Source organism: Rhodobacter lacus (assembly GCF_042683065.1).
GTDB lineage: Bacteria > Pseudomonadota > Alphaproteobacteria > Rhodobacterales > Rhodobacteraceae > Rhodobacter > Rhodobacter lacus.
This window is the reverse complement of sequence record NZ_JBHUIX010000002.1, coordinates 43,492-69,241: the sequence shown is the minus strand read 5'-3', so window position 1 is coordinate 69,241 and position 25,750 is coordinate 43,492. Positions and strand designations below refer to the sequence as shown.

The 25,750-nt window shown below is 65.9% G+C and carries 21 protein-coding genes; 14 read left to right on the top strand and 7 right to left on the bottom strand.

The features are described from left to right. Positions 1-3,762, bottom strand: coding sequence for a sensor domain-containing protein (locus ACFSM0_RS01075; RefSeq protein WP_377385878.1), 3,762 nt, complete (start codon positions 3,760-3,762; stop codon positions 1-3). Positions 3,763-4,115: 353 nt separating this feature from the next. On the opposite strand from ACFSM0_RS01075, the gene ACFSM0_RS01070 reads away from it, so the two are divergent. Beyond that, positions 4,116-4,925, top strand: a complete 810-nt coding sequence (locus ACFSM0_RS01070) for a division plane positioning ATPase MipZ (RefSeq protein ID WP_377385875.1) — start codon at positions 4,116-4,118, stop codon at positions 4,923-4,925. 3 nt (positions 4,926-4,928) lie between these two features. Here ACFSM0_RS01070 and ACFSM0_RS01065 read toward each other — a convergent pair whose 3' ends face one another. Together ACFSM0_RS01065 and ACFSM0_RS01060 are read right to left on the bottom strand one after the other, a co-directional pair. Next, positions 4,929-5,072 carry a hypothetical protein gene (locus ACFSM0_RS01065; RefSeq protein ID WP_377385872.1) on the bottom strand — a complete coding sequence of 48 codons (144 nt, stop codon included), beginning with the start codon at positions 5,070-5,072 and terminating at the stop codon, positions 4,929-4,931. 99 nt (positions 5,073-5,171) lie between these two features. Beyond that, positions 5,172-7,481, bottom strand: a complete 2,310-nt coding sequence (locus ACFSM0_RS01060) for a Tex family protein (protein WP_377385869.1) — start codon at positions 7,479-7,481, stop codon at positions 5,172-5,174. Between the two features lie 103 nt (positions 7,482-7,584). On the opposite strand from ACFSM0_RS01060, the gene pepT reads away from it, so the two are divergent. Both pepT and ACFSM0_RS01050 read left to right on the top strand, forming a co-directional pair. Then, positions 7,585-8,820 (top strand): peptidase T, encoded by a 1,236-nt coding sequence (gene pepT / locus ACFSM0_RS01055; RefSeq protein WP_377385866.1) that lies wholly within the window; start codon positions 7,585-7,587, stop codon positions 8,818-8,820. 156 nt (positions 8,821-8,976) lie between these two features. Beyond that, positions 8,977-9,477 (top strand): DUF4405 domain-containing protein, encoded by a 501-nt coding sequence (locus ACFSM0_RS01050; protein ID WP_377385863.1) that lies wholly within the window; start codon positions 8,977-8,979, stop codon positions 9,475-9,477. 43 nt (positions 9,478-9,520) lie between these two features. Here ACFSM0_RS01050 and ACFSM0_RS01045 read toward each other — a convergent pair whose 3' ends face one another. After that, positions 9,521-10,372, bottom strand: coding sequence for an asparaginase domain-containing protein (locus ACFSM0_RS01045; protein ID WP_377385861.1), 852 nt, complete (start codon positions 10,370-10,372; stop codon positions 9,521-9,523). A 395-nt stretch (positions 10,373-10,767) separates the two neighbouring features. Between ACFSM0_RS01045 and ACFSM0_RS01040 the strand changes: the two genes are divergently transcribed. The 4 genes from ACFSM0_RS01040 to ACFSM0_RS01025 are packed head-to-tail and all read left to right on the top strand — an operon-like array spanning position 10,768 to position 15,622. Next, positions 10,768-12,417 (top strand): OpgD/OpgG family glucan biosynthesis protein, encoded by a 1,650-nt coding sequence (locus ACFSM0_RS01040; RefSeq protein WP_377385858.1) that lies wholly within the window; start codon positions 10,768-10,770, stop codon positions 12,415-12,417. Then, positions 12,414-12,629 carry a hypothetical protein gene (locus ACFSM0_RS01035; protein WP_377385855.1) on the top strand — a complete coding sequence of 72 codons (216 nt, stop codon included), beginning with the start codon at positions 12,414-12,416 and terminating at the stop codon, positions 12,627-12,629. The genes ACFSM0_RS01040 and ACFSM0_RS01035 overlap by 4 nt, the downstream gene beginning before the upstream one ends. Before the next feature lie 4 nt (positions 12,630-12,633). Then, entirely contained in the window at positions 12,634-14,457 is a 1,824-nt protein-coding gene (gene mdoH / locus ACFSM0_RS01030; RefSeq protein WP_377385853.1) for a glucans biosynthesis glucosyltransferase MdoH, read from the top strand. Beyond that, complete coding sequence (locus ACFSM0_RS01025) at positions 14,450-15,622, top strand: OpgC family protein (RefSeq protein ID WP_377385850.1); 1,173 nt, start codon at positions 14,450-14,452, stop codon at positions 15,620-15,622. Before mdoH ends, ACFSM0_RS01025 begins: the two co-directional genes overlap by 8 nt. Positions 15,623-15,632: 10 nt before the next feature. Here the strand turns inward: ACFSM0_RS01025 and ACFSM0_RS01020 are convergent, their stop codons facing one another. After that, positions 15,633-16,556, bottom strand: a complete 924-nt coding sequence (locus ACFSM0_RS01020; protein ID WP_377385847.1) for a LysR family transcriptional regulator — start codon at positions 16,554-16,556, stop codon at positions 15,633-15,635. Positions 16,557-16,784: 228 nt separating this feature from the next. On the opposite strand from ACFSM0_RS01020, the gene ffh reads away from it, so the two are divergent. From ffh to trmD, 7 genes are all read left to right on the top strand, one after another. Next, positions 16,785-18,302: a signal recognition particle protein gene (gene ffh, locus ACFSM0_RS01015; RefSeq protein ID WP_097068523.1), complete on the top strand. Its 1,518-nt coding sequence runs from the start codon at positions 16,785-16,787 to the stop codon at positions 18,300-18,302. A 1-nt stretch (position 18,303) separates the two neighbouring features. Further along, positions 18,304-18,843: a GNAT family N-acetyltransferase gene (locus ACFSM0_RS01010; RefSeq protein ID WP_377385843.1), complete on the top strand. Its 540-nt coding sequence runs from the start codon at positions 18,304-18,306 to the stop codon at positions 18,841-18,843. Next, positions 18,840-19,136 (top strand): chorismate mutase, encoded by a 297-nt coding sequence (locus ACFSM0_RS01005; protein ID WP_097068521.1) that lies wholly within the window; start codon positions 18,840-18,842, stop codon positions 19,134-19,136. Before ACFSM0_RS01010 ends, ACFSM0_RS01005 begins: the two co-directional genes overlap by 4 nt. Positions 19,137-19,180: 44 nt before the next feature. Then, on the top strand, positions 19,181-19,534 hold the full coding sequence (gene rpsP / locus ACFSM0_RS01000; RefSeq protein WP_377385840.1) for a 30S ribosomal protein S16: 354 nt from the start codon (positions 19,181-19,183) through the stop codon (positions 19,532-19,534). Between the two features lie 75 nt (positions 19,535-19,609). Further along, a complete protein-coding gene (rimM, locus tag ACFSM0_RS00995; protein WP_377385837.1) occupies positions 19,610-20,119 on the top strand; it encodes a ribosome maturation factor RimM in 510 nt (169 codons plus the stop codon). Then, on the top strand, positions 20,116-20,931 hold the full coding sequence (locus ACFSM0_RS00990) for a hypothetical protein (protein WP_377385834.1): 816 nt from the start codon (positions 20,116-20,118) through the stop codon (positions 20,929-20,931). The genes rimM and ACFSM0_RS00990 overlap by 4 nt, the downstream gene beginning before the upstream one ends. 119 nt (positions 20,932-21,050) lie before the next feature. Beyond that, a complete protein-coding gene (trmD, locus tag ACFSM0_RS00985) occupies positions 21,051-21,866 on the top strand; it encodes a tRNA (guanosine(37)-N1)-methyltransferase TrmD (RefSeq protein WP_377386169.1) in 816 nt (271 codons plus the stop codon). Positions 21,867-21,896: 30 nt separating this feature from the next. On the opposite strand, the gene ACFSM0_RS00980 is transcribed toward trmD, so the two are convergent. Continuing rightward, positions 21,897-23,789 carry an acyl-CoA synthetase gene (locus tag ACFSM0_RS00980; protein WP_377385832.1) on the bottom strand — a complete coding sequence of 631 codons (1,893 nt, stop codon included), beginning with the start codon at positions 23,787-23,789 and terminating at the stop codon, positions 21,897-21,899. Between the two features lie 126 nt (positions 23,790-23,915). Next, entirely contained in the window at positions 23,916-25,706 is a 1,791-nt protein-coding gene (locus ACFSM0_RS00975; RefSeq protein WP_377385829.1) for an ABC transporter transmembrane domain-containing protein, read from the bottom strand. Positions 25,707-25,750 lie beyond the last annotated feature (44 nt).

Here is a 25,750-nt window from a genome sequence, read left to right as displayed (position 1 = left end):
TCAGCGGGCCAGAAAGTGATCCCCGGAGTCTGGGAGAAGGGCCGGAAACGGCGGCAGCTGTGCAATGTAATCGGCAAGCTGGGCGGCATCAAGCGGGGCCGCACAGGCCGTGCCTTGGATCACGTCGCAGCCAAGCGCGCGCAGCGCCCTGGCCTCTGCCTCGGTCTCGACCCCCTCGCCAATCGTCATGCAGCCAAGGGCGCCGGCAAGGTTGATCACCGCGCGCACAAGCGTGTCGTTCTCGGAACCGCGATTGAGCTGAGCGACAAGCGCCGGAGCAATTTTCAGGGCCGCGGGGCGCAACTCCATCAATTCGAGCAACGCCGTTGGCCCGGCCCCAAATCCGGCGATTTCGATGGCGATGCCCGCTTCTTTGAGCTGACGCAGTTGCGCGCGGCCTTGCCCCATCGCCGCATCAAGCCGCAACGGGCCGCGCAACTGCACCGCAACCTGTGTCGTGCCGAAATCGCGGTCGCGCCAAGGCGCGAGCAGTTCGGGATGGGGGAGGTGATCGGTGTCGAGATCAAAGCCGATCTTTGGCACCACAAGCCCCTGTGCGCGCAGCCCGGCAAGCACCGTCTCGCTCTTGTTAATCAGGATGCGCTCGAGTTCGGGCAAGATCTGCACCTGTTCCGCCAAAGGCAGGAACACATGGGGCGGCAGCAACCCGCGCTTCGGATGGCGCCAACGCAACTGCGCCTCAATCCCCGCAAGCGCGCCCGTCCGGGTAAAGATCTGCGGCACAAAGCGCGGCTCGAAAGCTTCGCTCTCCAGCGCTTCCTGCAGATCCATCACCAGTGTGCGGTTGTCATGCAGCCGCCGCGTCAGATTGCCCGAGACCACCTCGATCCGGTCGCGGCCCGCCGCCTTGGCGCGATACAGCGCGGCATCGACGCTGACCTGCAACTCCTCGGTGAGCCCGGTCACATCGGGCACGCAGACAATGCCGAAACTCGCGCTGATCCGGCTTTGCGTGCCGCGATAGTGGAACGGCGCGCGCAGGGCCGCACGCATCTGCGTGGCAATCGCTTCGGCTTCGGTGCGGCTGCGCCCGGGCGCCAGCAACACGGAGAATTCGTCGCCGCCAAGCCGGGCCGCGAAATCGTCCGGGCCGAGGCAGGTTTCGAGCACTTCCGCCACCCGGCACAGCGCGCGGTCGCCCGCCTCGTGACCGAGCGTGTCGTTGATATGCTTGAAGTGGTCGATGTCGATCTGGATCAGGGCGCAGTCGCGCGCCAGCGTGCCCGCACGGGCGGCCTGCATCCGCTCTTCGAGACGGCGGTCGAAATAGCGCCGGTTTGGCAGGCCGGTGAGCCCGTCGTGCAGCGCCAGATGCTCGTTGCGCGCGCGCATCCGTTCCGCCAGCCCATAGGCGCGCTCCAGCTCGGTCTCGCGCGCGACATCGGCCGTGACATCGTGCAGCCCCCCGGTCCAGACGATCGTGCCGTCGTTCTGGCGCACCGGCTGTGAGGAGGCGCTGAGCCAGATCAGCCCGCGCTGCGGATGCAGGAAGCGGAACCGCATCCGCCAGGGGATCAGTTTGCGCGCGCTTTCGGCGGTCAGAACGTTCATCTTCGCCCGGTCTTCCGGCACAACACGGTCGCTCATTGCGGTGCCGACGCCGGTGAATTCAAGATGGCCGACGCCGAGGAGTTCCTTGAAGCGGGCGCTGGCATAGGGGTATTCGGTGCGCCCGTCCGGGTAGCGGCGAAATTCAAAAAGCCCCACCGGCGCAATGTCGGTGATCGAGTTGAGCCGGGTATGGGCAAGGCGGAGCTCTTCCGCGGCGGCTTCGGCCTGCGCCTCGACGGCAACGCGGTCGGAGATGTCGAGCGCCATGCCAAACCAGGTGAGCGCCCCGTCGGGCCGGGCGACGGGGGCGGCCCAGACATGCAGCCAGCGCTGATCGCTGGCCTCAAGGCCGACCCGGGTGCGAAACTCCACCAGCGTCAGGGTTTCGCGCGAAGCAGCGAAACGCGCCACAATCTTTTGCCGGTCTTCGGCGGGCACATTGCCAAAGGAGCGTTCCGGGTCGCGGCCGAAATCCTCCGGCGCGATCCCGAGCAGGTCAGGCAATTTCTGGGTGAAATAGGGAAACCACGTGCGCCCGTCGACTTCGCGGCGGTATTCGAACAGCGCCCCGGGCACGTTCTCGGCGATGGTGTTGAGCCGCTCATGGGCAACACGCAAGGCCTCGACGGTCTCGCTTTCCTCGGTCACGTCGAACACGCTGCCGTGCCATGTCACCGAGCCGTCGGGGGCGTGGCATGGCATGGAATCGAGGCTCATCCAGCGCAGACCGCGGCGCGGATGATTGAGGCGATACCGGATCTCGAGCGGGCGCATCTGCGCGCGAGATTCCGCGATGGCCCGCCCCAGCATTTCGGCATCCTCGGGGTGGATGTGTTTGGCCGCGGCGGTGCCATCGGCAAGGATTTCCTCGCGCGTCACGCCCAGAAGCTCGGGCAGGCGGGCGCTGAAATAGGGCAGGTCGACCTCGCCATTGACATGCTGGCGGTGCTCGAACAATGCGCCAGGCACATTGTCGGCAAGCGTGTTGAGCCGGTCGCGCGCGCGCTGCGCCACTGCCGCGGCCTCGGCCAGCTGGTGCTCGGTTTCCTTGCGGTCGGAAATATTCTGGAAGGCGCCGCTCAGCCGCACGGGCTTGCCATCCTCGAAGGCCGCCTCGCCCACCGCGCGCACCCAGACACGCTCGCCATCGGGGCGCAGGATTGGCAGTTCAATATCCCAGGGCATGCCGTGTTCGATGCCGCGCGCGATCGCGGCGCGGATCAGCGGCTGACCTTCGGGCGCGTAAAAGGCGATCGCCCCTTCCATCGTCGGCGTATAGCCCGGCGCAACCCCATGAATGCGGCAGGTCTCGTCCGACCAGAACAGCTCGCCACTGCGCAGATCAACTTCCCAACCGCCGAGGCCGGCCAGCATGCCGGCGCGCTCGAGCAGATCTTGCGATTGCAGCAGCCGCGATTCGCGCCGTTTCCACGCGTCGATGTCGCGGTGGATGCCAGACATCCATTCGGGGCGGCCATCCGCGGTCCAGGTCCGAACCCGGCCAAGATCGCGCACCCAGACCCAGCGGCCGGATTTGTGGCGCAGCCGCGCCTCGATCTCGTACCAGTCACTTTCGCCGGCAAAATGGCGTTCGAGCTCGGCGCGGGCCCGGCGCAGGTCTTCCGGATGCCACAGCCCCGCCCAGCGTTCCACGTCGATCGGGGCGAGATCGCTCAGCTGGTAGCCGAGTATCTCCGCCCAGCGCTCGCTCAGGATCGATTCGCCCGTCTGCACGTTCCACTGCCAAAAGCCGAGATCGGCGCTCTCGATCAGCACCGAGAGCGGGTCTTGCGCGCGCGCCGCGCTGCCGGCGGGCGGGCTTTCCACCAGCAGGCCGCGCCCCGCGAGCCCGGGGCCGAGCCGCAGCAGCATCAGCTGCAGCGTGCCGGTTGCGGAAGGCAAGCGCCGCGCGGAGGCCGCCAGAGACAGAGTGGCCTCGGTCGCATCCGAGGTGAGCCATGCCGTGAGGGCGGGGTGATCTGCGGCGTCAAAGAGCGAGCACAGCGGCTCAGACAGCACCTGTTCAGGGGTATGGCCGAGCCGGGCACAGAGCGCTGCATCGGCCGCAAGGATGCGGCCATCGCCATCAAACGAGAACCCCGGCGCGGGCTCCGCGGCGGGGCCGGGAAGGGGGGCGGCGGGAAGGGGGGCCCCACGGCCAAGCTGTGCACTCACCAGTTCAATCGTCATCCGAGACCTCCGCCGTCTTTGCCGGGGGGGCCGACAAAGGCTTCTTGTCCGATAGTGCCAAGAGACCATTTCAAGGTTAACCCGATGTTAATGACTGGGCAAAAATTTCATACAAATACAGGGGATTTGTGCTGCATGCCTTGGCGCAGCCGGTCGCGGGGCAGAAAAGGGTGTTTTGCAGGCACTTTGCAGAGGTGAAGGGGCCGGTCGAGCCGGGCGGAAATCTGCCGGTTGGCCGCGAGAGGCGCGCAGAACGCGCATCTCGCAGCCCCCTTGCGCCGCGCCTCTTTCCCCGATAGCGGGAGCGTCCTATAAACGTCGGGCCCGTCGGGGCCGAAAAACGGGGTGCTGAAGTGGCGCATATCATCGTTGTCGGCAATGAGAAGGGTGGGTCGGGGAAATCCACCACCAGCATGCATCTGGCCACGGCGCTTGTGCGCATGGGGCACCGGGTCGGCGCGCTTGATCTGGATCTGCGCCAGCGCAGCTTTGGGCGCTATGTCGAGAACCGGCTCGCCTTCGTGGCGCGCGAAGGGCTTGACCTGCCGAGCCCGGAATACCGCGAGCTGCCCGAGGCCGATCCGGCAGCCCTTGCCCCCGGCGAAAACCCCTATGACCACCGGCTTTCCACTGCGGTGGCCGAACTCGACCCGATCTGCGATTTCGTGGTGATCGACTGCCCCGGCTCGCATACGCGGCTGAGCCAGGTCGCGCATTCGCTCGCCGATACGCTGATCACGCCGCTCAACGACAGCTTCATCGATTTCGACCTGCTCGCCCGCATCGACCCGGAAACCTCAAAAGTGACCGGCCCTTCGATCTATTCCGAAATGGTGTGGTCGGCGCGGCAATTGCGCGCGCGCGCGGGGCTGAAACCGATCGACTGGATCGTGTTGCGCAACCGCATGGGGGCGCAGCAAGCGCATAACAAGCGCAAGGTGGGCGAGGCGCTCGACCAGCTCTCCAAGCGGATCGGCTTTCGCGTTGCGCCCGGGTTTTCAGAGCGGGTGATCTTCCGCGAGCTTTTCCCGCGCGGCATGACGCTTCTGGATCTGCGCGATCTCGGCGTGGAGAACCTCAACATCTCCAATGTCGCGGCGCGTCAGGAATTGCGCGATCTGGTGCGGATGCTCAATCTGCCGGGCGTCGAGGTCGATTTCTGAGGCTCAGGCGCGGGCCGCCCGGAAGGGCGAAATATGCCCATGCGCGGAGCCGCTCTGCGGCGCGCTGCACAGCGCTGAAAGGCGCGCGGCAAATTTGGCGTCTTCGGTCGGGCGCAGGCGCGCCAGAAGGCGGAACAGCTTGTGCATTTGGGTTCTCCATGCGGGCGGGCCGTTTTCAGCCATTGCCCCAGCCTCGCCGCGCTTTGCGGCCAAAGCGCGGCAGGTGCAGGGAATTTGCGGGGCTGCTCAGCGCCGCTTCATGGCATCGAGAAGGGCGGCGCCAAGCGCGCCGGTGCTCTCGCCCCCCTTGGGGCCGGCCTGCATCGGCGCCTTGCCCTTGGGCCCCTTTGCGTTCTCGGGCCCGCGGGCGGCGCGGTCCTCGCGCGCCGAGCTGCCCCCATCCTTGCGCATGGTGAGCCCGATGCGCTTGCGCGGCACATCAACCTCGGTCACGCGCACCTTCACCACATCGCCCGCCTTCACCACCTCATGCGGATCTTTCACGAAGCGGTCGGCCAACTGGCTGATATGGACGAGCCCGTCCTGGTGCACGCCAATATCGACAAAGGCGCCAAAGGCGGCGACATTCGTCACCGTGCCTTCAAGCTGCATGCCGGGGCGCAGATCCTTGATGTCTTCGACCCCCTCGGCAAAGGCCGCGGTGACAAAGCTCGGGCGCGGGTCGCGGCCGGGTTTTTCGAGTTCGCTCAAGATGTCGCGCACCGTGGGCAGGCCGAATTTTTCGGTGACAAAATCCTGCGCTTTCAGCCGGTTCAGCGCTGCGCTGTCGCCCATCAGGCTGCGAATGTCGCGCCCGCAGGCCTTCACGATGGCGCGGGCGACATCATAGGCCTCGGGGTGGACGGAGGAGGCATCAAGCGGCTCGGCGCCATCGGTGATGCGCAAAAAGCCCGCGCATTGCTCAAACGCCCGCGGCCCGAGGCGGGAGACCTTGAGAAGCTCCTTGCGGCTCTTGAAGGCGCCATTCGTGTCGCGATGCGCGACCACCGCCTCCGCGAGGCCCGGCCCGAGCCCCGAGACATGGGCAAGAAGCGGCGCTGAGGCGGTGTTGAGATCAACCCCCACCGCGTTCACCGCATCTTCCACCACGCCCTCAAGTGCGCGGCCAAGCTTGGACTGGTCAACATCATGCTGATATTGGCCAACGCCGATGGATTTGGGCTCGATCTTCACCAGTTCGGCAAGCGGATCTTGCAGCCGCCGCGCGATCGAAACCGCGCCGCGCAAAGAAACGTCCAGTTCGGGAAACTCGCGCGCGGCGAGTTCAGAGGCGGAATAGACCGAGGCGCCGGCCTCGGAGACCACCACTTTCACCGGCGCCTTGACGCTGGCGGGGAGCATTTTCAGCGTTTCCGCCACCATCCGCTCGGTCTCGCGGCTCGCGGTGCCATTGCCGATGGCAATAAGCTCCACCCGATGCGCCGTGATCAGCCGCAAAAGCGCCGCCTGCGCGCCGCGCATGTCGCTTTTGGGCGGGAAGGGGTAGAGCGTATCCGTGGCCAAAAGCTTGCCCGTGGCATCGACCACGGCGGCTTTCACGCCGGTGCGGATGCCCGGATCAAGGCCCAGGGTCGCCTTTGCGCCCGCCGGGGCGGCCAGAAGCAGATCCTTGAGATTGCGAGCAAAAACGCGGATCGCTTCTTCCTGCGCGCGTGCGCGCATCTCGCCCAGAAGGTCGAGCATCATGGACAGGCTCAGCTTCACCCGCCAGGTCCAGCCCGCACAGGCGCGCAGCCAGGTATCGCCCGGCGTGGCCGTGCGGGCCTCCAGCACGGCGGCCACCATCGCCTCGGCGCGCGCCTTGCCCTCGTCATCGGGCGCGATGTCGAGCGTCAGCACGCCCTCATTCGCGCCGCGCAGCATGGCGAGCGCGCGGTGGCTCGGCACATCGGCCCAACGCTCACGGTGGTCGAAATAGTCCGAGAATTTCGCGCCCTTCTCCTGCTGGCCCTCGACCAGCTTGGCGCTCAGATACGCTTCCCGGGCAAGGAAATCGCGCAAGCTCCCGAGCAGCGGCGCGTTCTCGACAAGGCTCTCGGCCACGATCTCGCGCGCCCCGGTGAGCGCCTCTTTCACCGTTGGCACGGCTTCGCCGAGATATCCCTCCGCCAGCGCCTCCGGCACGGCCCTGCGGTCAGCGAGAATCGCGTCGACCAGCCCGGCAAGGCCGTTTTCGCGCGCGATCATCGCCTTGGTGCGGCGCTTGGGCTTGTAGGGCAGGTAAAGATCTTCAAGCTCGGCCTTGGTTTCGGCGGCCACCAAAGCTTTCGCCAAATCGTCCGTCATCTTCCCCTGATCGGTGATCGAGGTGATGATCGCCGCGCGCCGCGCCTCGCGCTCGCGCAGATAATCGAGCCGTTCCGCAAGCTTGCGCAGTTGCGTGTCATCAAGCCCCCCGGTCGCTTCCTTGCGGTAGCGCGCGACAAAGGGCACCGTTGCGCCTTCGTCCAGAAGCCCCACGGCGGCGCTGACCTGCGCGGGCGTGGCGTTGATTTCGGTGGCGATGGTGCGGGCAATGCGGGTGGCGGTGTCCATGCGTTCCTCCGGGCTGGAGGGCTGATTTAGCTGCCCCGAAGCGCTCGGGCAAGGCTTGACACTGCCGGGGCAGGGGCGCCCATTTGCGCCAAAGGAGCCTCACATGACCGATTTTTGCCCCCGCCTCGAAGAGCGCCTGATCCGCTATTGTGCCGTTGACACGCAAAGCGACGAGGAAAGCCTGACCGCGCCCAGCACCGCGATCCAGCTCGACCTTGCGAATATTCTCGCGCAGGAGTTGCGCCAGATCGGCGCCGAAGAGGTGCAAATCACCGAATATGGCGCCGTGCTCGCCACCGTTCCGGCCACCGCCAAGGGTCCGGTGATCGGCATGCTCGCGCATATGGACACGGCCCCCGCCTATAATGCGACCGGCGTGAAGCCGCGGGTGATCCGCGGTTATGATGGCGGCGAGATCACCTACCCGGAGGCGCCGGGGCTGGTGAATTCACCCGCGCACAACCCCTATCTGGGCGAGAAGCTGGGCCATGATCTGATCACCGCCTCGGGCGCCACGCTTTTGGGCGCGGATGACAAGGCGGGCGTGGCGATTCTGATGACACTCGCCGAGCATCTGATTGCCAACCCCACCATTGCGCACGGAAAACTGCGCCTTGCATTCACCCCGGACGAAGAGATTGGCCGCGGCGTTGAGGCCCGCCTGCCCAAAGACCTCGGCGCCGATTTCGCCTATACGCTCGATGGCGGCGCGGTGGGCGAGATCGAATATGAGAGCTTCTCGGCCGATGGCGCGAAGGTGAAGGTGGTGGGCGTTTCCACCCACCCCGGCACCGCGAAGGGCAAGATGGTCAATGCGCTGCATCTGGCCGCAAAGATCATCGAGATGCTGCCGCAGGCCACGCAGACGCCCGAGGCGGTCGAGGGCCGCGACGGTTTCTGGCACATCACCAACATCGCGGGCACGGCGGCGGAGGTCGAGTTTTCCATCATCCTGCGCGATTTCGAGCTGGAGGGCCTTGCCGCGCGCGGCGCGCTTTTGCAGCAGGTCTGCGCCGCCGTTGCCGCGATCGAGCCGCGCGCGACCATCACCTGCACGATCAAGCCGCAATACCGCAACATGCGCTACTGGATCGAGAAGGACATGACCCCGGTCGAGCTTGCCCGCGAGGCCTGCCGCGCCGCCGGAATCACGCCCCTCTCCGTGCCGATCCGGGGCGGCACCGATGGCTCGCGCCTGACCGAGATGGGGGTGCCCTGCCCGAACATTTTCACCGGCATGCAAGACATTCACGGGCCGCTCGAATGGATCTCGGTGCAGGACATGGCGCAGGCAACCGATGTCTGCCTGCGGCTGCTTCAAAGCGCCGCAGAGGCTTGAGGCGCGCTCGGGGCCGCCGCATGGCGGGTGCGCAACACACCGGGCAATAAAGAAATTTTTGTCCCGCGGCGACGGAGTTGGGGGAGCGCCCCGTTTGGTGAAGGAACCTTCCCAAGCGGGGCCTATGCTCCGTCACAAACCTTAGAAAGACATGCCATGAACGCTGTTCTTAGCCGTTACGCCACCCCCTTCATTACCGGCCTTTTCCTTGTCTCGCTCGTCTCGGGCGTCGCGCTGTTCTTCCATGTGGGGCAAGCGAGCTTCCACGAAATGCACGAGGTTCTTTCGATGGTGCTGATCGCGCCCTTCGTGCTCCATGCCTGGAAGAACTGGCGCTCGATCGCCAATTATCTCAAGCGCGCGCCGATGTGGATTGGCCTGGCGGTGTCGCTCGCCGTTGCCGTGCCCTTTGCGATCCCCTCGGGGGGAGGCCGCTCGGGCCCGCCGCAATTTGCCTTGGCGATGAAAGTGATGCAGGGCTCGGTGACGGACGTGGCGCCGATCTTTGGCACCGATGGCGCCGGGCTTGCGGCAAAACTCACCGCCGCGGGCTTTACCGTCGCGGACCCGAGCGAAAGCCTGACCGCGGTGGCCGAAGGCTCTGGCGCCTCGGTCGAAGCGCTGGCGGCCGCTTTGGTGGCGCCGCCGGCGCAGTGAGCTGCATTTGAAGGGATGACCGGGGCCCCGCGAGGGGCCCTTTTCAAGTGCAAAGCCAAAGCCTTGCGAGCGCGGCTTCCGGGGTTTCCTGCCCACCGTTTTCAACGCCCGCGGCCCAGAGCGCGGCCCCCGCCGCATAGGCGCCGGGTGCCAGCCCGCCCGCCTCGCACTGGCTCACCGCGCGCAAGCGTTTGCCTGCGGCAAGGGCCTCTTTCAGGGCGTCGAGCACGGCGCTGTCGGCCATCACCGTGCCCGCGCCAAACACCCGCAAAACGGCCCCGTCGAGCTGCGCGAGCACCGCGGCAAGCGCCGGGGCGGGCAGGCCCGGCGAAAGGGTCAGCACCGCGAGCCGCCGTGCCGGGTCAAAGCGGCGCCGCGCGGGGGCAGGGAAGGCCTCTTGCGGCTGGCTGCGAAAAGCGTCGGCGGCATGGCTGTGGTGCTTCACCAGCCCCGCGGCGGGCAGAAGGCGCCCGTTGAAGGCAAGATCCACCCCCGCGCCGGGGGCCTGCGCAGCGGTGAGCGCAAGGTCGAGGTTGCGCTCGGCATCGCCGCCTTGCCCGAGCGGCTGCATCGAGCCACACAGAACAACCCGGCGCGGCTGGCCTGCCAGCGCCTGCGACAGCGCCGCACCGGTAAAGGCCATCGTGTCGGTGCCATGAGTGATCAGCGTGGGCATGGCCGGGGCGGCCTCGATCTGATCGAGCATGCGGTTCCAGTCTGTCGGGCCGATATCGGCGCTGTCTTTCAGCGGCGCAAAGAGATGCGCCCTGAGCGCGACGCCCCTGGGCAGGCGCGCGGCGATTGCCGCTTCAACAAGGCCGGGTTCGGGGCGCAGGCCCTCCGGGCCGGGCGCCATGCCGATGGTGCCGCCGGTATGGATGAGCAAAAGCGTCATGGCGCCTCCCACTGGTTACCGGGCGCAACCGGCGCCCTTCCGCGCGGCCATCGCCCAGACCGGCCGCATGCGCAAGCCCCCCGCGCCGCAAGGCCGCGACTCACCCGGCCCGCAGCCCCGGCGCCACCCCGGCACCGGCGGAAATCCGCTTGGCCAATCTTTGCGGAAGGCCTTGTTTTCCAGCGCGGAAAGGCGCTCCACTGTGCGCAATGAGCAACTTCATGACAGCTTCGCCCGGGGTTGCGCAACTTTGCGCCGAAACGGGCACATGCCGGCCCATTTGACAGGGGTGTGACGCAATCTCTCTTGCCAGTTTTTAAGCGCTGTGACTATAGAAACAGCAGTTGGGCGACCTTTAGGTGGCCTTTAGAACTATATGAGTTTGAACGAAAACCATGTCCTCCCGCCGTTCCGACCTCCCTCTCTCCCTGAGCCGCCGTCAGCTTCTGGCGTCGTTGTCTTCGGCTGCGGTGCTGGCCGGGGCGGGCCTGGTCCCGGCGCGCCTGAACGCGCAAGAGATTGCCGCGCCGCCCGCAGACATGCCTGCGCCCGAGGCGCCGCCCGCCGTTGTGCAACAGCCGTTCAGCTTCGAAACCCTGACCGACACGATGCGCGCGCTGGCCGCCGCGGGCCCCGATGCCCCCGCCACGCTGCCGGACAGCTTCCTGTCGAAGCTCACCTATGACCTTTACCGGTTGATCCGCTTCGACCCGGAGCGCGCCCGGTTCTCCGATGTCGAAAACAGCCATTTCCTGCTCCATGCCTTCCACATGGGCTGGCTCTTCAAGGAGCCGGTGCTGCTCTATCAGGTCGAGAACGGCATGGCGCAGCCGATGGAATTCGGCACCGACGATTTCATCTACGAGCGCGAAAGCCGCGACAAGGTGCCGGAACACATTCCGCTGCCGGGCGTGGCCGGGTTCCGCCTGCACGCGCCGCTCAACCGCCCCGACCTCTTTGACGAGCTTGTCGCGTTTCAGGGCGCCTCCTATTTCCGCGCGCTGGGCCGCAATTCGGCCTATGGGCTCTCGGCGCGGGGCCTTGCGGTCAATACCGGGCTTTCGGTTGCCGAGGAATTTCCGCGCTTTACCAAGTTCTGGGTGCAGCGCCCCGAATCGGGCTCGGAAACGATCACCGTCTGGGCCGCGCTTGAAAGCGCCTCGCTCACCGGCGCTTACCGGTTTGTCATCACGCCGGGCTTCGAGACGGTGATGGATGTGACGGCGCGGCTCTTTTTCCGTGCCGATGTCGAGCAGCTTGGCATTGCGCCGCTCACCTCGATGTTCCTCTTTGCCGAGCGCAACCGCGCCGCCTTTGATGACTACCGCCCGAATGTGCATGACAGCGACGGGCTTGGCATCACGCGCGCCGATGGCGATGTGCTCTGGCGTGCGCTGGCCAATCCGCCGCGGCTCGCCTCCTCCTATTTCTCGGAAACCGCGCCGAAATCCTTCGGGCTTTATCAGCGTGACCGCGAATTTGACCATTATCAGGATGATGCGGCGCATTACGAAAAACGCCCCTCCTGCGTGGTCGAACCGATGGGGGATTGGGGCAAGGGCATCATCCGGCTGGTCGAGATCCCCTCCGATCTCGAGGTGAACGACAATATCGTTGCCTTCTGGATTCCCGACACACCCGCGCAGGCGGGCGAAAGCCGGGAGTTCTCCTATCGGCTGCGCTGGGGCGACATTCCGTTCGACCCGGCCGACGAGCGCGCCCATGTCAAAGAGACGCGCGCGGGCGAGGGCGGTGTTTCCGGGGTGGAGAACACCAACGGCACCCGCAAATTCGTGATCGACTTCGTCGGCGGGCTGATGGATGCCCTGCCGCATGATGCCGCCGATGATCTGACCATCGTTGCCAGCGCGATGAATGGCGAGATTGTGACCAAGGTACTTTCTCGTAACCAAACCGATGGTATCTGGAGACTTGTCCTCGATGTGCGCCCGACTGGGGGTGACACCGTGGAACTCGCTGCCCATATCGCGGGTTATGGTCGTAAGCTGACTGAAACCTGGCTTTACCAATGGATCCACGCATGACCGCGCATACTCTCCCCCCCGCTGCGCTCGCGTCTGAACTCGCGTCCCGCGTCAACCTTTCCCCCGACGAGCTGATCGCCGGCCCCTGTGCCCTGCCCGTCGCGCCGCTCGCGATGCCGCATCAGGTGATCGAGCACGACCGCGGCCTTGTGCGGCGTCTCCTTGCCGGGATGCTGCCGCCCGCCGCGCCCACGCCCGGCACCGGCCACTAATCCGATGGCCCCCTCGGCCCTCTCGCGCGCAGGGCTCTTCGCGCTGCGCGCTTTTGCCGTGGCACTGAGCCTCTGTGCCGGGGGCGGCGCCTTCGTGCTGTTTTTGCAGTTCGGCGCCGCCGACGGAATCGACACGCTCGATGTCACGCGCGCCGTGTTGATCCTGATCTCCACGCTCTGGCTCGCCTGGGGCGCGGTGCAGGCGCTGATCGGGCTGACCTCGCGCGCCCGCCCCCCGGCCTATGACCCGAAAGCGCCGATCAAGGGCCGCACCGTGGTTCTGGTGCCGGTCTACAACGAAGATCCGATGGTGACCTTTGCCCGGATCGCGGCGATGGATGCCTCTCTCGCGGCCATGAAAGACCCGGCAGAGGTGCATTTTGCGGTTCTGTCCGACACCCGCAACGACATGATTGCGGCGCGCGAAAAGCAGGTCTTTGCGCAGCTTGTGGCCGAACGAAATGGCGTCGGGCGGTTTTTCTACCGCCGCCGTGAGCAGAACACCGGCAAGAAAGCGGGCAATATCGAGGATTTCATCACCCGTTCGGGCGGCGCTTATGAGTATGCGCTGATCCTCGATGCCGACAGTCTGATGGAAGGCGAGACGATCTTGCAGATGATCCGCCGGATCGAGGCGGAGCCGCGGCTCGGTCTGTTGCAAACGCTGCCGAAAGTGATCCGCGCGCGCTCGCGCTTTGGCCGGGCGATGCAGTTTTCGGCCTCCTTCTTCTCGCCGGTCTTTGCGCGCGGCCTTGCGATGATGCAGGGCTGCACCGGGCCGTTCTGGGGCCATAATGCGATTGTGCGCGTGCGTGCCTTTGCCGAAAGCTGTGGCCTGCCGCCCCTGCGCGGCAAGCCGCCGTTTGGCGGCCATGTGATGAGCCATGATTACGTTGAGGCGGCGATGCTCGCGCGGGCGGGCTGGATCGTGCGGCTCGATGACGACCTTGGCGGCAGCTATGAGGAAGGCCCGGAGAACCTCGTCGATCACGCCAAGCGCGACCGGCGCTGGTGTCAGGGCAACCTGCAGCATTCGCGCATCATCGGCGCGCCGGGGCTCAAGCCATGGTCGCGCTTTGTGTTTGCGCAGGGCATCATGGCCTATATTTCGCCGCTGTTCTGGCTCGGCTTCATCCTGGCCTCGATCGCCGCGCCGCTAATGGCCCCGCCGCCGGATTACTTCCCGATCCCGGATTGGCCGATCCCTTATTTCCCGCCGTCAGAGGCCTCCAAGGCGATCGGTCTTGCCATCGGTATCTTCGGGCTTCTGCTGCTGCCCAAAATCCTGATTGCGGCCCGGGCCGCGATCACGGGGGAGGCCAAGGCCTTCGGTGGTCCGGTGATTGCCTTTGTGTCGACGCTGGCGGAATTGCTCCTTTCCTCGATCACCGCGCCGGTGCTGCTGCTTTATTCCACCCGCTCGGTGATGCAGGTGCTGCTGGGCCGGGACGGCGGCTGGCCCACCAACAACCGGGGTGATGGCACGCTGAGCCTCAAGGACGCCTTTGCCGCCTCGCACTGGATCGTCACCATCGGCCTCGTCGGCCTGATGGCGACCTGGACCTTCGCGCCGGGCCTGTTTCTGTGGCTGGTGCCGGTGGGCCTGCCGATGGTGCTTGCGCCGGTGATCCTCGCGTGGTCCTCACGGCCCTCGCGCTCGCGGCTGATGGGCGTGCCGAGCGAATATGCCAAACCCGCGGTGGTGGTGCTTCACGATGTCATCCTTGACCGTTGGGCGCTTGACGCAGAGCGTTCCGAGGCTCAGGAACCGCGCCAGTCGGCCAAGGTGGCCGCGCCAGCCAAGGGTATGGCCGTTCAGAATGTTTGATTTCCGTTCCGCTCCGCAGCCCGGCGGCCTTCCGCCCGGCGCGCGCGATCCACGCCTTGATTTCTTCCGGGGCCTCAGCCTCGTGATGATCTACATCAACCACGTGCCCGGCACGATCTACGAAAATTTCACCTCGCGCAATTTTGGCCATTCCGACGCCGCCGAGGGCTTCGTGTTCATGTCGGGCTGCGCCGCGGCGCTCGCCTATGGGCCGAAGCTGAAAGACGGGCTGAACTGGCCCGGCATCCGCAAGATCTGGGGCCGGGCCTGGCTGCTTTACATGGTCCATATCCTCACTGCGGTCTGGGCCATTGCCATTGCCGCCTCTGCCGCGCTCTGGTTTGGCGGCGAGGAGATGTTGCATCACAACGCCTTCGGCCCGCTCAACGACAAGCCGCTCGCCTTTCTGATCGGCATTGCCACGCTTGGCCATCAGCTCGGCTATGTGAACATCCTGCCGATGTATGCGGTGATCTTGCTTGGCGCCCCCTTCCTGATCCGGCTCGGGCAGCGCTCGCCCAAGGGGCTTTTGGCCTTCACCTTCGGGTTTTGGGTGCTGACCGGGCTCACCCGCCTCGATCCGCCCAATTACCCGTTCGACGGCGGCTGGTTCTTCAACCCCTTTGCCTGGCAACTCCTGTTTTGCCTCGGCATTCTCACCGGGCTCGCGCTGCGCGGGGGGCAACGGTTCGTGCCCGTGACACCGTGGTTGATCTGGCCTTCGGTCGCGTGGCTGATCTTCTCGGCGATCTGGGTGCAATCCCCCGGGATGATGGAAGGCCTTGGCCATGCGATCTGGGTGATGCGGCAATGGGGCGTGCCGTTCTTCCTTGTCGAATTCGACAAGACCTATGTTTCGGGGCCGCGGCTGCTGCACTTCATGGCGCTCGCCTATGTGCTTTCGCTGCCGTGGGGCGTGCCGACGCTTGCCGCCTCACGCTGGGTCAAGCCGATCCGCACGCTTGGCAAGCAGGGGCTTCAGGTGTTTGCGCTGGGAACGGTGCTCGCGATCCTGAGCCAGGCGATCAAAACTTCCCATCCTGCGGGCTTTGCGCAAGACAGCGTGTTGATCCTCGGGGGGCTCGGGATTCAATGGGCCTTCGCGGCGATCCGCGAATATATCAAGCCCCACCCCACCCATCCTTCAAAGCTGGCGGCGGCCTGAGCGCCGCCGCTCAGCCGGCGTGATCGAGCCGCACCGCCGCCGCGCGCAGGGCCTTGAGCGCGGCCTGCACCTTTGGCGTGCGATGCAGATCGACATGGGTGACGAGCCAGAACGGGCTGTCCCATTCCGGCTGCGGGCCGATCACCTCGACGATCCGCGGGTCCGAGCGCGCCTGCAAGATCGGCAGAAAGCCAAGACCAAGCCCCGCCTGCACGGCTGCCGCCTGCGAGGCGATCTCGTTGGTCATGAACACCACCGCATCGGCAGGCTGCGTCTGTGTCAGCCAACGGAAGAAGGGCGCGCGGCTGTCGCGGCTGTCGGGGCCAATGAAGCGGTGCCCGGCGAGATCAGAGATCCCCTTCGGCGTGCCAAAGCGGGCCAGATATTCCGGCGAGCCATAAAGAGCGGTGCGGTTGATGCCGAGTTGGCTCACCACATTGTCCGGCTCGGTCGGGCGGGCACCGGCGCGGATCGCCACATGCGCCTCGCCATATTCGAGCCGGAACACGCGCTGATCGGTGATGTAGCGCAGCACCAGCGCGGGGTGGTCGCGCATCAACTCCGACATCGCGGGCATCACGAGGCCGGCAAGCGCGGGCAGGGAGGTGATGATCAGCTCGCCCCGCATCTCCTCGCCCGCGCCCGCGATCCGGGCGGCAAGTTGCGCGAACTGATCCTCGGTGGCCTGCCCGACAGCCAGAAGCTGCACCCCGGCCTCGGTCGGCGTGTAGCCGCGCGGATGGCGTTGAAAGAGCTTGGTGCCGAGCCGCGCCTCAAGCGCATCGACATGGCGGATCACGGTGGCATGGTGCACGCCAAGAACTTCCGCCGCGCCCGAAACCGTACCGACGCGCGCCACCTGATAGGCGGTGCGAATTTCATCCCAGTTTTCCAGCCGCATTTGTGCACCCATGAACGAAGTCGCGGCCATCATCGCGATTTTGTTCCCGTCTGCAAGGCGGTGCGGCGTCGCGCGGGGGCATTCCGGGCAAAAGGGAGCGCCGTCGTTGACTCGGGGGCGCTTTTCGCCTAAGCCAACACGGATTCCCGGAGGACGAAGCCTCCGGTCCCCGCATGTGCAGGGATCGCCACCAGTCAGCGCGTTGCGCCCACTGGTGCGCTTGTCGTTTTTCAGGCCGCGTGTGCGGCGCAGGAGGGCACGATGTTCGAGTCTCTTTCCGAACGCCTTGGCGGGGTGTTCGAGCGACTGACGAAACAGGGCGCGCTGACGGCCGAGGATGTCAAGGTCGCGATGCGCGAGGTGCGCACCGCGCTGCTGGAGGCCGATGTCTCGCTGCCTGTGGTGCGCGATTTCGTCAAGCGGGTCGAGGCCAAGGCCACCGGCGCGCAGGTGACAAAGTCGATCAGCCCCGGCCAGCAGGTGGTGAAGATCGTCCATGATGAAATCGTGGCGATGCTGTCGGGCGAAGAACCGGCCGATACGCTGAAAATCGACAACCCGCCCGCGCCGATCCTGATGGTCGGCCTGCAGGGCGGCGGCAAGACCACCACCACCGCCAAGCTTGCGCGCCGCCTGAAAGAGCGCGAGAAAAAGCGCGTGCTGATGGCATCGCTCGACATTTACCGCCCGGCGGCGATGGAGCAGCTTGCCATTCTCGGCACGCAGATCGGCGTTGATACGCTGCCGATCGTGGCGGGCGAGAGCGCGGTGCAAATCGCCAAGCGCGCGAAGACGCAGGCCGCGATGGGCGGCTATGACGTTTATCTGCTCGACACCGCGGGCCGTCTGCAGATCGACGATGTGCTGATGCGCGAGGTGCAGGACGTTCGCGATGCGGTCTCGCCGCGCGAGACGCTGCTTGTGGTCGACGGCCTCACCGGGCAGGTTGCCGTTGAGGTGGCGCAGGAGTTTGACGACAAGATCGGCGTTACCGGCGTGGTGCTCACCCGGATGGATGGCGACGGGCGCGGCGGTGCGGCGCTGTCGATGCGCGCCACCACCGGCAAGCCCATCCGCTTTGTCGGCCTTGGCGAAAAGATGGATGCGCTCGAAACCTTCGAGGCGGAGCGGATCGCGGGCCGCATCCTCGGCATGGGCGACATTGTTGCCCTCGTCGAGCGGGCGCAGGAAGTGTTCGAGAAGGAACAGGCGGAGCGCATGGTCAAGCGCTTCCAGAAGGGCCTGTTCAACATGAACGACATGAAGTCCCAGCTTGAGCAGATGATGAAGATGGGCGGCATGCAGGGCGTGATGAGCATGATGCCCGGCATGGGCAAAATGGCAAAGCAGGCCGAGGAGGCGGGCTTTGACGACCGCACCATCCGCCGCCAGATCGCCATGATCCAGTCGATGACGAAGCAGGAGCGCGCGCGCCCCGAGATGCTGCAGGCGAGCCGCAAGCGCCGCATCGCCGCGGGCTCGGGCGTTGATGTTTCCGAGCTGAACAAGCTTCTGAAAATGCACCGGCAGATGGCCGACACGATGAAGAAGCTCGGCAACATGAAAGGCGGCATGCTGAAACAGGCGATGGCCGCGATGCAGGGCAAGTTCGGCGGCCTGCCGGGCAAGGATGATCTCGATCCCGCGAAGATGGAAGAGGCCACCCGCGCCATTGGCCAGATGAAGGGCCTGCCCGGCGCCATGCCCGGCATGGGCAACCTTGGCGGCGTGAAGCTGCCGCCGGGCCTCTCGGGCCTTGGGCTCGGCAAGAAGAAGTAACATGGTCGCACTGTCCCCCACCCCGGTTCTGGAGACCGCGCGTCTCGTGCTCCGCGCCCCCGCGGCGCGGGACTTTCCGGCGTGGTGCGATTTTCTGCTCTCCGAGCGTGGCCGCTTTGTGCGGGCCACGGAGAGCATCGACGAGGCGCAGGCCTGGCGCGCCTGGGCCGGTGTGATCGGCCATTGGGTGATGCGCGGCTGGGGCAGCTTTGTCATCACCACCAAGGAAAGCGATGCCGCGCTGGGCATGACCGGCCCCTGGGCGCCGATCAACTGGCCCGAGCACGAAATCGGCTGGACCTGCTGGTCTGAAATGCATGAGGGCCGTGGCCTGATGACCGAGGCCGCCCGCGCCACCATCGACCACGCCTACCGCACGCTGAAATGGGACACGGCGGTGAGCTATATCGCGCCCGACAACGCCCGTTCGATCGCGCTGGCCGAGCGGCTTGGCGCCACGCTCGATGCCTCGGCCACGCCCTTCCCGGGCGAAAAAGAGGCGCTTGTCTACCGCCATCCGAAACCGGAGGATCTCGCATGAGCGATGCCGCCGCCCGCGCCGCGCAGCTTCTGGCCGAACATCGCGCCTCGATCGACCGGCTCGATGCGATCCTCGTCTATACGCTCGCCGAACGGTTCAAGCAGACGCAAGCCGTGGGCAAGTTGAAGGCGGAGCACGATCTGCCGCCCTCCGACCCCGCGCGCGAGGCGCAACAGATCGAACGGCTGCAACAGCTTGCCCGCGAAGCCGATCTTGACCCGGAATTCGCCCGCAAATTCCTCACCTTCGTGATTTCGGAAGTGATCCGGCATCACGAGACTTTCCAGAAATGACGGCCGCCGAAGGCCCTCACCCAGCCATCTGAAGGAGATACACAATGGCTATGAAAATCCGTCTCGCCCGCGGCGGCTCGAAAAAGCGCCCCCATTACGCGATCGTCGCGTCCGACTCGCGCATGCCGCGCGACGGCCGCTTCCTTGAGAAGCTGGGCACCTATAACCCGCTCCTCGCCAAAGACAGCGAAGACCGCGTGAAAATGGACATGGAGCGCGTGCAATACTGGCTCGGCCAAGGCGCCCAGCCGACCGACCGCGTGGCCCGCTTCCTTGAAGCCGCCGGGGCGATGCCGAAAACCGAGCGCAAGAACCTGAAAAAAGCCGAGCCGGGCGACAAGGCGAAGAAACGCGCCGAAGAGAAAGCCGCCAAGGCTGCCGCTCCGGCCGAGGAATGAGTTCCGCAAGGAACCTCGTTTCGCTATGACTTGGAGGCCGGGCAGCGATGCCCGGCCTGTGCATCTGGAGGGGTGATGTCGAAACCGGATCGTGTCTGCGTGGGGGCCATTGCCGGCGCCTTTGGCGTGCGCGGCGAAGTGCGGCTGAAAAGCTTTTGCACCGAGCCCGAAGACATTGCCGCTTACGGCCCGCTCTTCACCGAGGACGGGGCGGTGAGCTATTCCGTCACGCTGACCCGGCCGGTCACCGGCGGGCTTGGCGCGCGGCTTTCGGGCGTTGCGACGAAAGAAGCGGCCGATGCGCTCAAGGGGGTCACGCTCTGGGCAGATCGCGCGCGGTTGCCGAGCTTGCCCGATGATGAATTTTATCACACCGATCTCATCGGCCTTGAGGTGCGCGACACCGGCGGCGCGGTGATCGGCAAGGTGCGTGCGGTGCAGAATTTCGGCGCCGGCGACATTCTCGAAATCTACGCGCCCGGGCGCAAGACTACGCTGTTGCTGCCCTTCACCCGCGCCGTGGTGCCCACGGTTGACCTCTCGGCGGGGCGCATCATCGCCGACCCGCCCGAGGAGGTTGAATGATGCAGGTGTTTCTGCATCTTGGCTTTCATAAAACCGCCACCTCCTCGGCGCAGGCCTTTTTGCACGAAAACCGCGAGCTGATCTGGCCGCGCGCCGCCCTTGCGCTGCCCGGGCGCATGCGCGCGGTCTCGCATGCCGTTTTTGAGCATTGCTTTGCCCGCAATCCCCGGAGCGCCGAGGCGATCACGGCGGCGATGCGGGCGTTTTTGTCCGGGCTCACGCTCGGGCCCAAGCGCAGGCTGATCATCAGTGCCGAAAACCTGCTCGGGCCGATGCCGCTCGGGCTTGATGCGGCACCTTATCCGGCTGCGGGCGAGAGCATATCCGCGCTTCTGGCCGCGTTCGAGATGTTTGACTGGCCGGTCGAGGTGACGCTCTATTTTTCCACCCGCGCGCAGGCGAGCTGGGGCGAGAGCATCTGGGCGCATCAGGCGCGCAAGGATCAGCTTGTGCCGTTTTGCGAAGATCTGGAAAGCTTCCGCGCCGGGCTTGACCAGATGCCGCTGCGCGCGCAGCTCGCGCGGATCTGCGCCGCGCTGCCGGGGCAGAAGGTCGTCAGCCATGACGTTTCGGAATTTGCGTCCATGCGCTTTGGCGCGGGCCAGCCGTTCGTTGATTTTCTGAGCCTTCCGCGGGACGTGCAAGATCAGTTCGTGGCTGTGCCCGCGCGCAATGTTGCCCCGCCGCGGGCCGTGACCGAAGAGCTGATCGCGCTCAATCGCGCGGATCTGCCCGATGCAGAGCTCGCCGCGGCGAAACACGCGGTGTTGCAGCGCGCGGGGCTGATCGCGCCCGAAGGAGAGACGTTTTGAGCACGCCCGAAGACCCGGAAAAAGAGCCCGGCCCCGCGCCGGCGCGCCCACCCAAAGCGGGTGCGGTAAAGCTTTCCACCTTCGATCTTGCCGCAGATCTGCGCACGGATGCGGGCCCGATGCCGGGGCCGGCCGCGCGCTCGCATGGCAGCCGCTCGGTGGTGACATCGCTGGGCGCGGTGGTTCGGCCGCGTGATCTGATGGCCGAGACCGCCGAGGCAAAGGCCGCCTGGCGCGCCCGGATCGTGACGCTCTTTCCCGAGGCGTTTCCGGGCGTTCTTGGCCTCAGCCTCACCGGCAAGGCGCTTGAGGCCGGGCTTTGGGGGCTTGAGACGATCGACCTTCGTCTGTTCGGGATCGGCAAGCACCGCAATGTTGACGACACGCCCGCCGGGGGCGGCGCGGGGATGGTGCTGCGCGCCGATGTGGTGGCTGCGGCGCTTGATGACGCCGCGCGCGGCACGCCCGCGGACCGCACCCTTTGGCCGGTGATCTACATGTCGCCGCGCGGCAAGCCGTTCACGCAGGAAGACGCCCGCCGCCTTGCTGCCGCCGAAGGGGTGACGATTCTCTGCGGCCGGTTTGAAGGGGTCGATGAGCGCGTGCTTGAAGCCTATGGCGTCGAAGAAATCTCGATCGGGGATTTTGTGCTCACGGGGGGCGAGCTTGCGGCGCAGGTGGTGCTTGATGCCACGGTGCGCCTGCGCGAGGGGGTGCTCGGCAATGCCGACAGCGCCACCGAGGAGAGCCATTCGAACGGGCTTTTGGAGCATCCGCAATACACCCGCCCGGCGGAATGGCAGGGCCGCGCGATTCCCGAGATCTTGACCTCGGGCAATCACAAGAAAATCGCGGCGTGGCGGCGCGAGATGAGCGCGGCGCTCACGCGCGCACGCCGCCCCGACCTGTGGCAGAAGTTCACCGCCAAGGAGTAACGCGCCGCCGCGTTCCTCTGCCGCGCGGCGTTACTCTGCCCAGTCCCATGGCACGGTGAACTGCCCCATCACCTGCCGCAGCTTGGCCTCGTCAAGCGCGCCGGTGCTGGCGAGTTGCGCGACAAGCCCGCGCTTTTTATCCTCGACCACGGCGAGCACACGCGCGGTCACCTCTGCTTCGGCCAGCGCGGCATTGATGACGCGCGTGATCGCGCGCTTGCGCAACTCCGGTTTGAAGATCTTGCCCACCGCGGTTTTCGGCAGTTCTGCCATCACCTCGATATGCTTCGGGATCGCGGCGCGTTCGTGGATGTGGCGCTTGGCATGGGCGATCAACTCGTCCATCTCGACGCTCGCGCCATCCATCAGCTCAAGATAGACGCAAGGAAGTTCGCCCGCAAAGGCGTCGGGCTGGCCGATCGCGCCTGCAAAGCTGACGGAGGGATGCGCGAGCATCGCCTCTTCGATCTCGGCGGGGTCGATGTTATGGCCTCCGCGGATGATCAGATCCTTCGCGCGGCCGGTGATCCAGAGATAGCCATCCGGGTCGAGCCGGCCGAGGTCGCCGGTGCGCAGGAACCGGTCTTCGGCAAAAAGATCGTGGTTCTTGTCGACTTCCGTGTAGGTCGAGCCCTCGAACACGCCGGGGTTGGCCACGCAGATCTCGCCCACCTCGTCGATGCCGCATTCGGTGAAGCCGCCTTCGGTCTTGCGCAAGATCCGCACGTGGGAATAGGGCAGCGGCAGGCCGACAGAGCCGACCTTCTTCACCCCGTCAACCGGGTTCACCGCGACAAGGCAGGTGGCTTCGGTGAGCCCGTAGCCCTCGCAGATTTCAACCCCGGTCGCCTCCTTGAAGCGGTTGTAAAGCTCCACCGGCAGCGGTGCCGAGCCCGAGATCGCCGTGCGCAGGCTTGAGATATCGGCATCGACCTTGCGCTGCATCAGCGCGGCGATGGCGGTGGGCACCGAGATCAGGAAAGTGACCTGCCAACGCTCCACGAGCTTCCAGAAATTGTCGAACACGCCCTCGCCGCGATAGCCCGCTGGGGTGGGGAACACTACATGCGCGCCCGAGGCAATGGCCGACATCAGGATCGGATAGGCCGCGAAAACGTGAAACAGCGGCAAAGGGCAGATCATCACATCCTTGTAATCAAAGAGCAAAGTGCCGCCGAGCCAGCCATTGTAGATCATGCCGGAATATTTGTGCTGCGCCACCTTGGGCATGCCGGTGGTGCCGCCGGTGTGGAAATAGGCAGACACCCGGTCGCCCGTCGCATCCTCGAACACGAGCCGGTCGGCGGGCATGCCGTCGCAGGCGAGGTTGAAGCAATAGACATCGGCATGATGCTTGAAATGGGTCTTCGGACGCAGGAAGGGGACGATGAACTTTTTCGCGCCGGTGAGATAGCGGTTGAGGTCAACCTCCAGCACCACCTGCACATTGGGCGCGTGTTTCACCGCCTCGGCAGCCTTTTGCGCCACATCGGTCTTCGGGAAGCTTTTCAGCGTGACCAGCACCTTGGCCTTGGTTTCGCGCAAGATCGCGGCGACCTGTTCGGCTTCAAGGAGCGGGTTGATCGGGTTCACGATCCCCGCAACCGAGCCGGCAAGCAGGACCACCGCCGTTTCAAGGCAATTGGGCAGGAGGTAGGCGACGGTGTCGGTTTCCTTCACGCCGAGGCTGCGCAGCAGGTTCGCAGCCTGCGTCACCCGGGCATGAACCTGATCCCAGGTCCAGGTTACGGCCGGATCTTTGGGACCGGAGGTGATCTGGAAGCTCAGCGCCGGGCGGGAGCCATGGCGCTGTTTGACCCGGGTCAGAAAGTCATACATCGTCAGCGCCCGGTCGCGCTCTTCCCATGGCATCTGTGCTTCAACGCGGTCGCGGTCGGCCACGGTCGCAAAAGTTTCGGTCATGCTGGTCCTCCCCGGCCCGTTCCTCCCCGAGCCTGCCCGTCACTTTGCGCAATCCTGCGCTGACGGGCAAGGCCGAGGGGCGACGAAACGTCACGTCATGGCGCGGCCTGACGCCGCGTGAGGGGCTCAGTCCGTGAGCCCCCCGGTGGTGAATTGCAGCCGCGCCAGTTCGGCATAGAGACCGCCCTCGGCAACAAGGCTCTCATGCGTGCCCTGCGCGACGATGCGGCCATGGTCAAAGACCAAAATCCGGTCCGCTTTCTTCACCGTGGCAAGCCGGTGCGCCACAATGAGCGTGGTGCGGCTGGCGCGCATCTCGTCCACGGCGGCCTGCACCGCGCGCTCGGAGGCGGCGTCAAGCGCCGAGGTCGCCTCGTCAAGCAGCAGGATCGGCGCATCGCGCAGGATCGCGCGGGCGATGGCGATGCGCTGCTTTTGCCCGCCCGAAAGCATCACGCCCCGCTCGCCCACATAGGTGTCAAACCCCTGCGGCAGGGCCTGCAGAAAGTCGAGCGCATGGGCGGCGCGCGCGGCCTGTTCAACCTCGGCATCACTTGCCTCGGGGCGACCGAAGCGGATGTTTTCGCGCGCGGTGGTGGCAAAGATCACCGGGTCTTGCGGCACAAGCGCAAGGGCGCGGCGGAATTCGGCGCGTTTGAGGGTGCGCAGGTCGTGCCCGTCAATCGTCACGCGGCCGGTTTCCGGGTCATAAAACCGCAAGATCAACTGGATGATCGTGGTTTTTCCCGCCCCGGAGGGGCCGACCAGCGCCACCGTCTCGCCCGGCGCGATGGTGAGGCTGACCGCGTCGAGCGCCGACATCTCGGGCCGCGACGGGTAGTGGAAGGTGACGGTTTCAAAGGCGATGGCGCCCTGCACGGGCGCTGGCAACACCTCGGGCTGGTCCGGGTCTGAAACCTGATCCTCTGCCCCCAGAAGTTCGACGAGCCGCTCGGTCGCGCCTGCGGCGCGCAAAAGCTCGCCCCAGATCTCGCTGAGCGCACCCACCGCCGCGGCCACCATCACCGCATAGATGACAAATTGCACGAGTTCGCCCACCGTCATCGCGCCGGCGCGCACGTCGCGCGCGCCAATCCAGAGCACGCCAACGATGCCCGCGAACACGAGGAAGATCACGAGTGCCGTCATTGCCGCGCGCATGGTGATGCGGGCGGAGGCGACGGCGAAGGCCTTCTCTGTCACATCCGCGAAGGCGCTCCGGGTGCGCGGCTCATGGGTGAAGGCCTGCACCGTCTGCACCGAGGAGAGCGCCTCTGAGGCGGAGCCGGAAGAGGAGGCGATCCAGTCCTGGTTTTCGCGGCTCAGCCGGCGCAGCCGTCGCCCCATGACGATGATCGGCACCACAACAAGTGGCACGATCAACAGCACGAGGCCAGTGAGCTTGGCCGAGGTCAGCAGCAGCATGAAAAGCCCGCCCGCGAGGATCAGGATGTTGCGCAGCGCGACAGAGACAGAGGAGCCGATCAGGGATTGGATCAGCGTCGTGTCGGTGGTGATGCGGGAGATGATCTCTCCGGTCAGCACGCGCTCGTAAAAGGCAGGCGAGAGCCCGATCACGCGGTCAAACACCGCCTTGCGGATATCGGCGACGACGCGCTCGCCAAACCGCGTCACCAGCCAGTAGCGGGTGGCGGTGCCGACGGCGAGCAGGATGGCGATGATATGGGCGGCGAGGAAATACTCATCGAGCAGTTCGCCCCCGGACTGGAAGCTGTCCACCACGCGGCGCGCGGCAACGGGCAGAAGCAGCGTGACGCAGGCGGTGAGCACAAGCGCGGCGAGCGTGGCAAACGCCATGCCGCGATAGGGGGCGAGAAAGGGGGCAAGGCCCCTCAACCCGGCAACGCGGCGTGTTTTCGGGCGCTCTTCGAGCGGGGTCTGTGGTCTGCGGGCCATGGCTCCTCCTCCGGGCTTGACCCGGTTTAGGAGCGGCGGCAGGG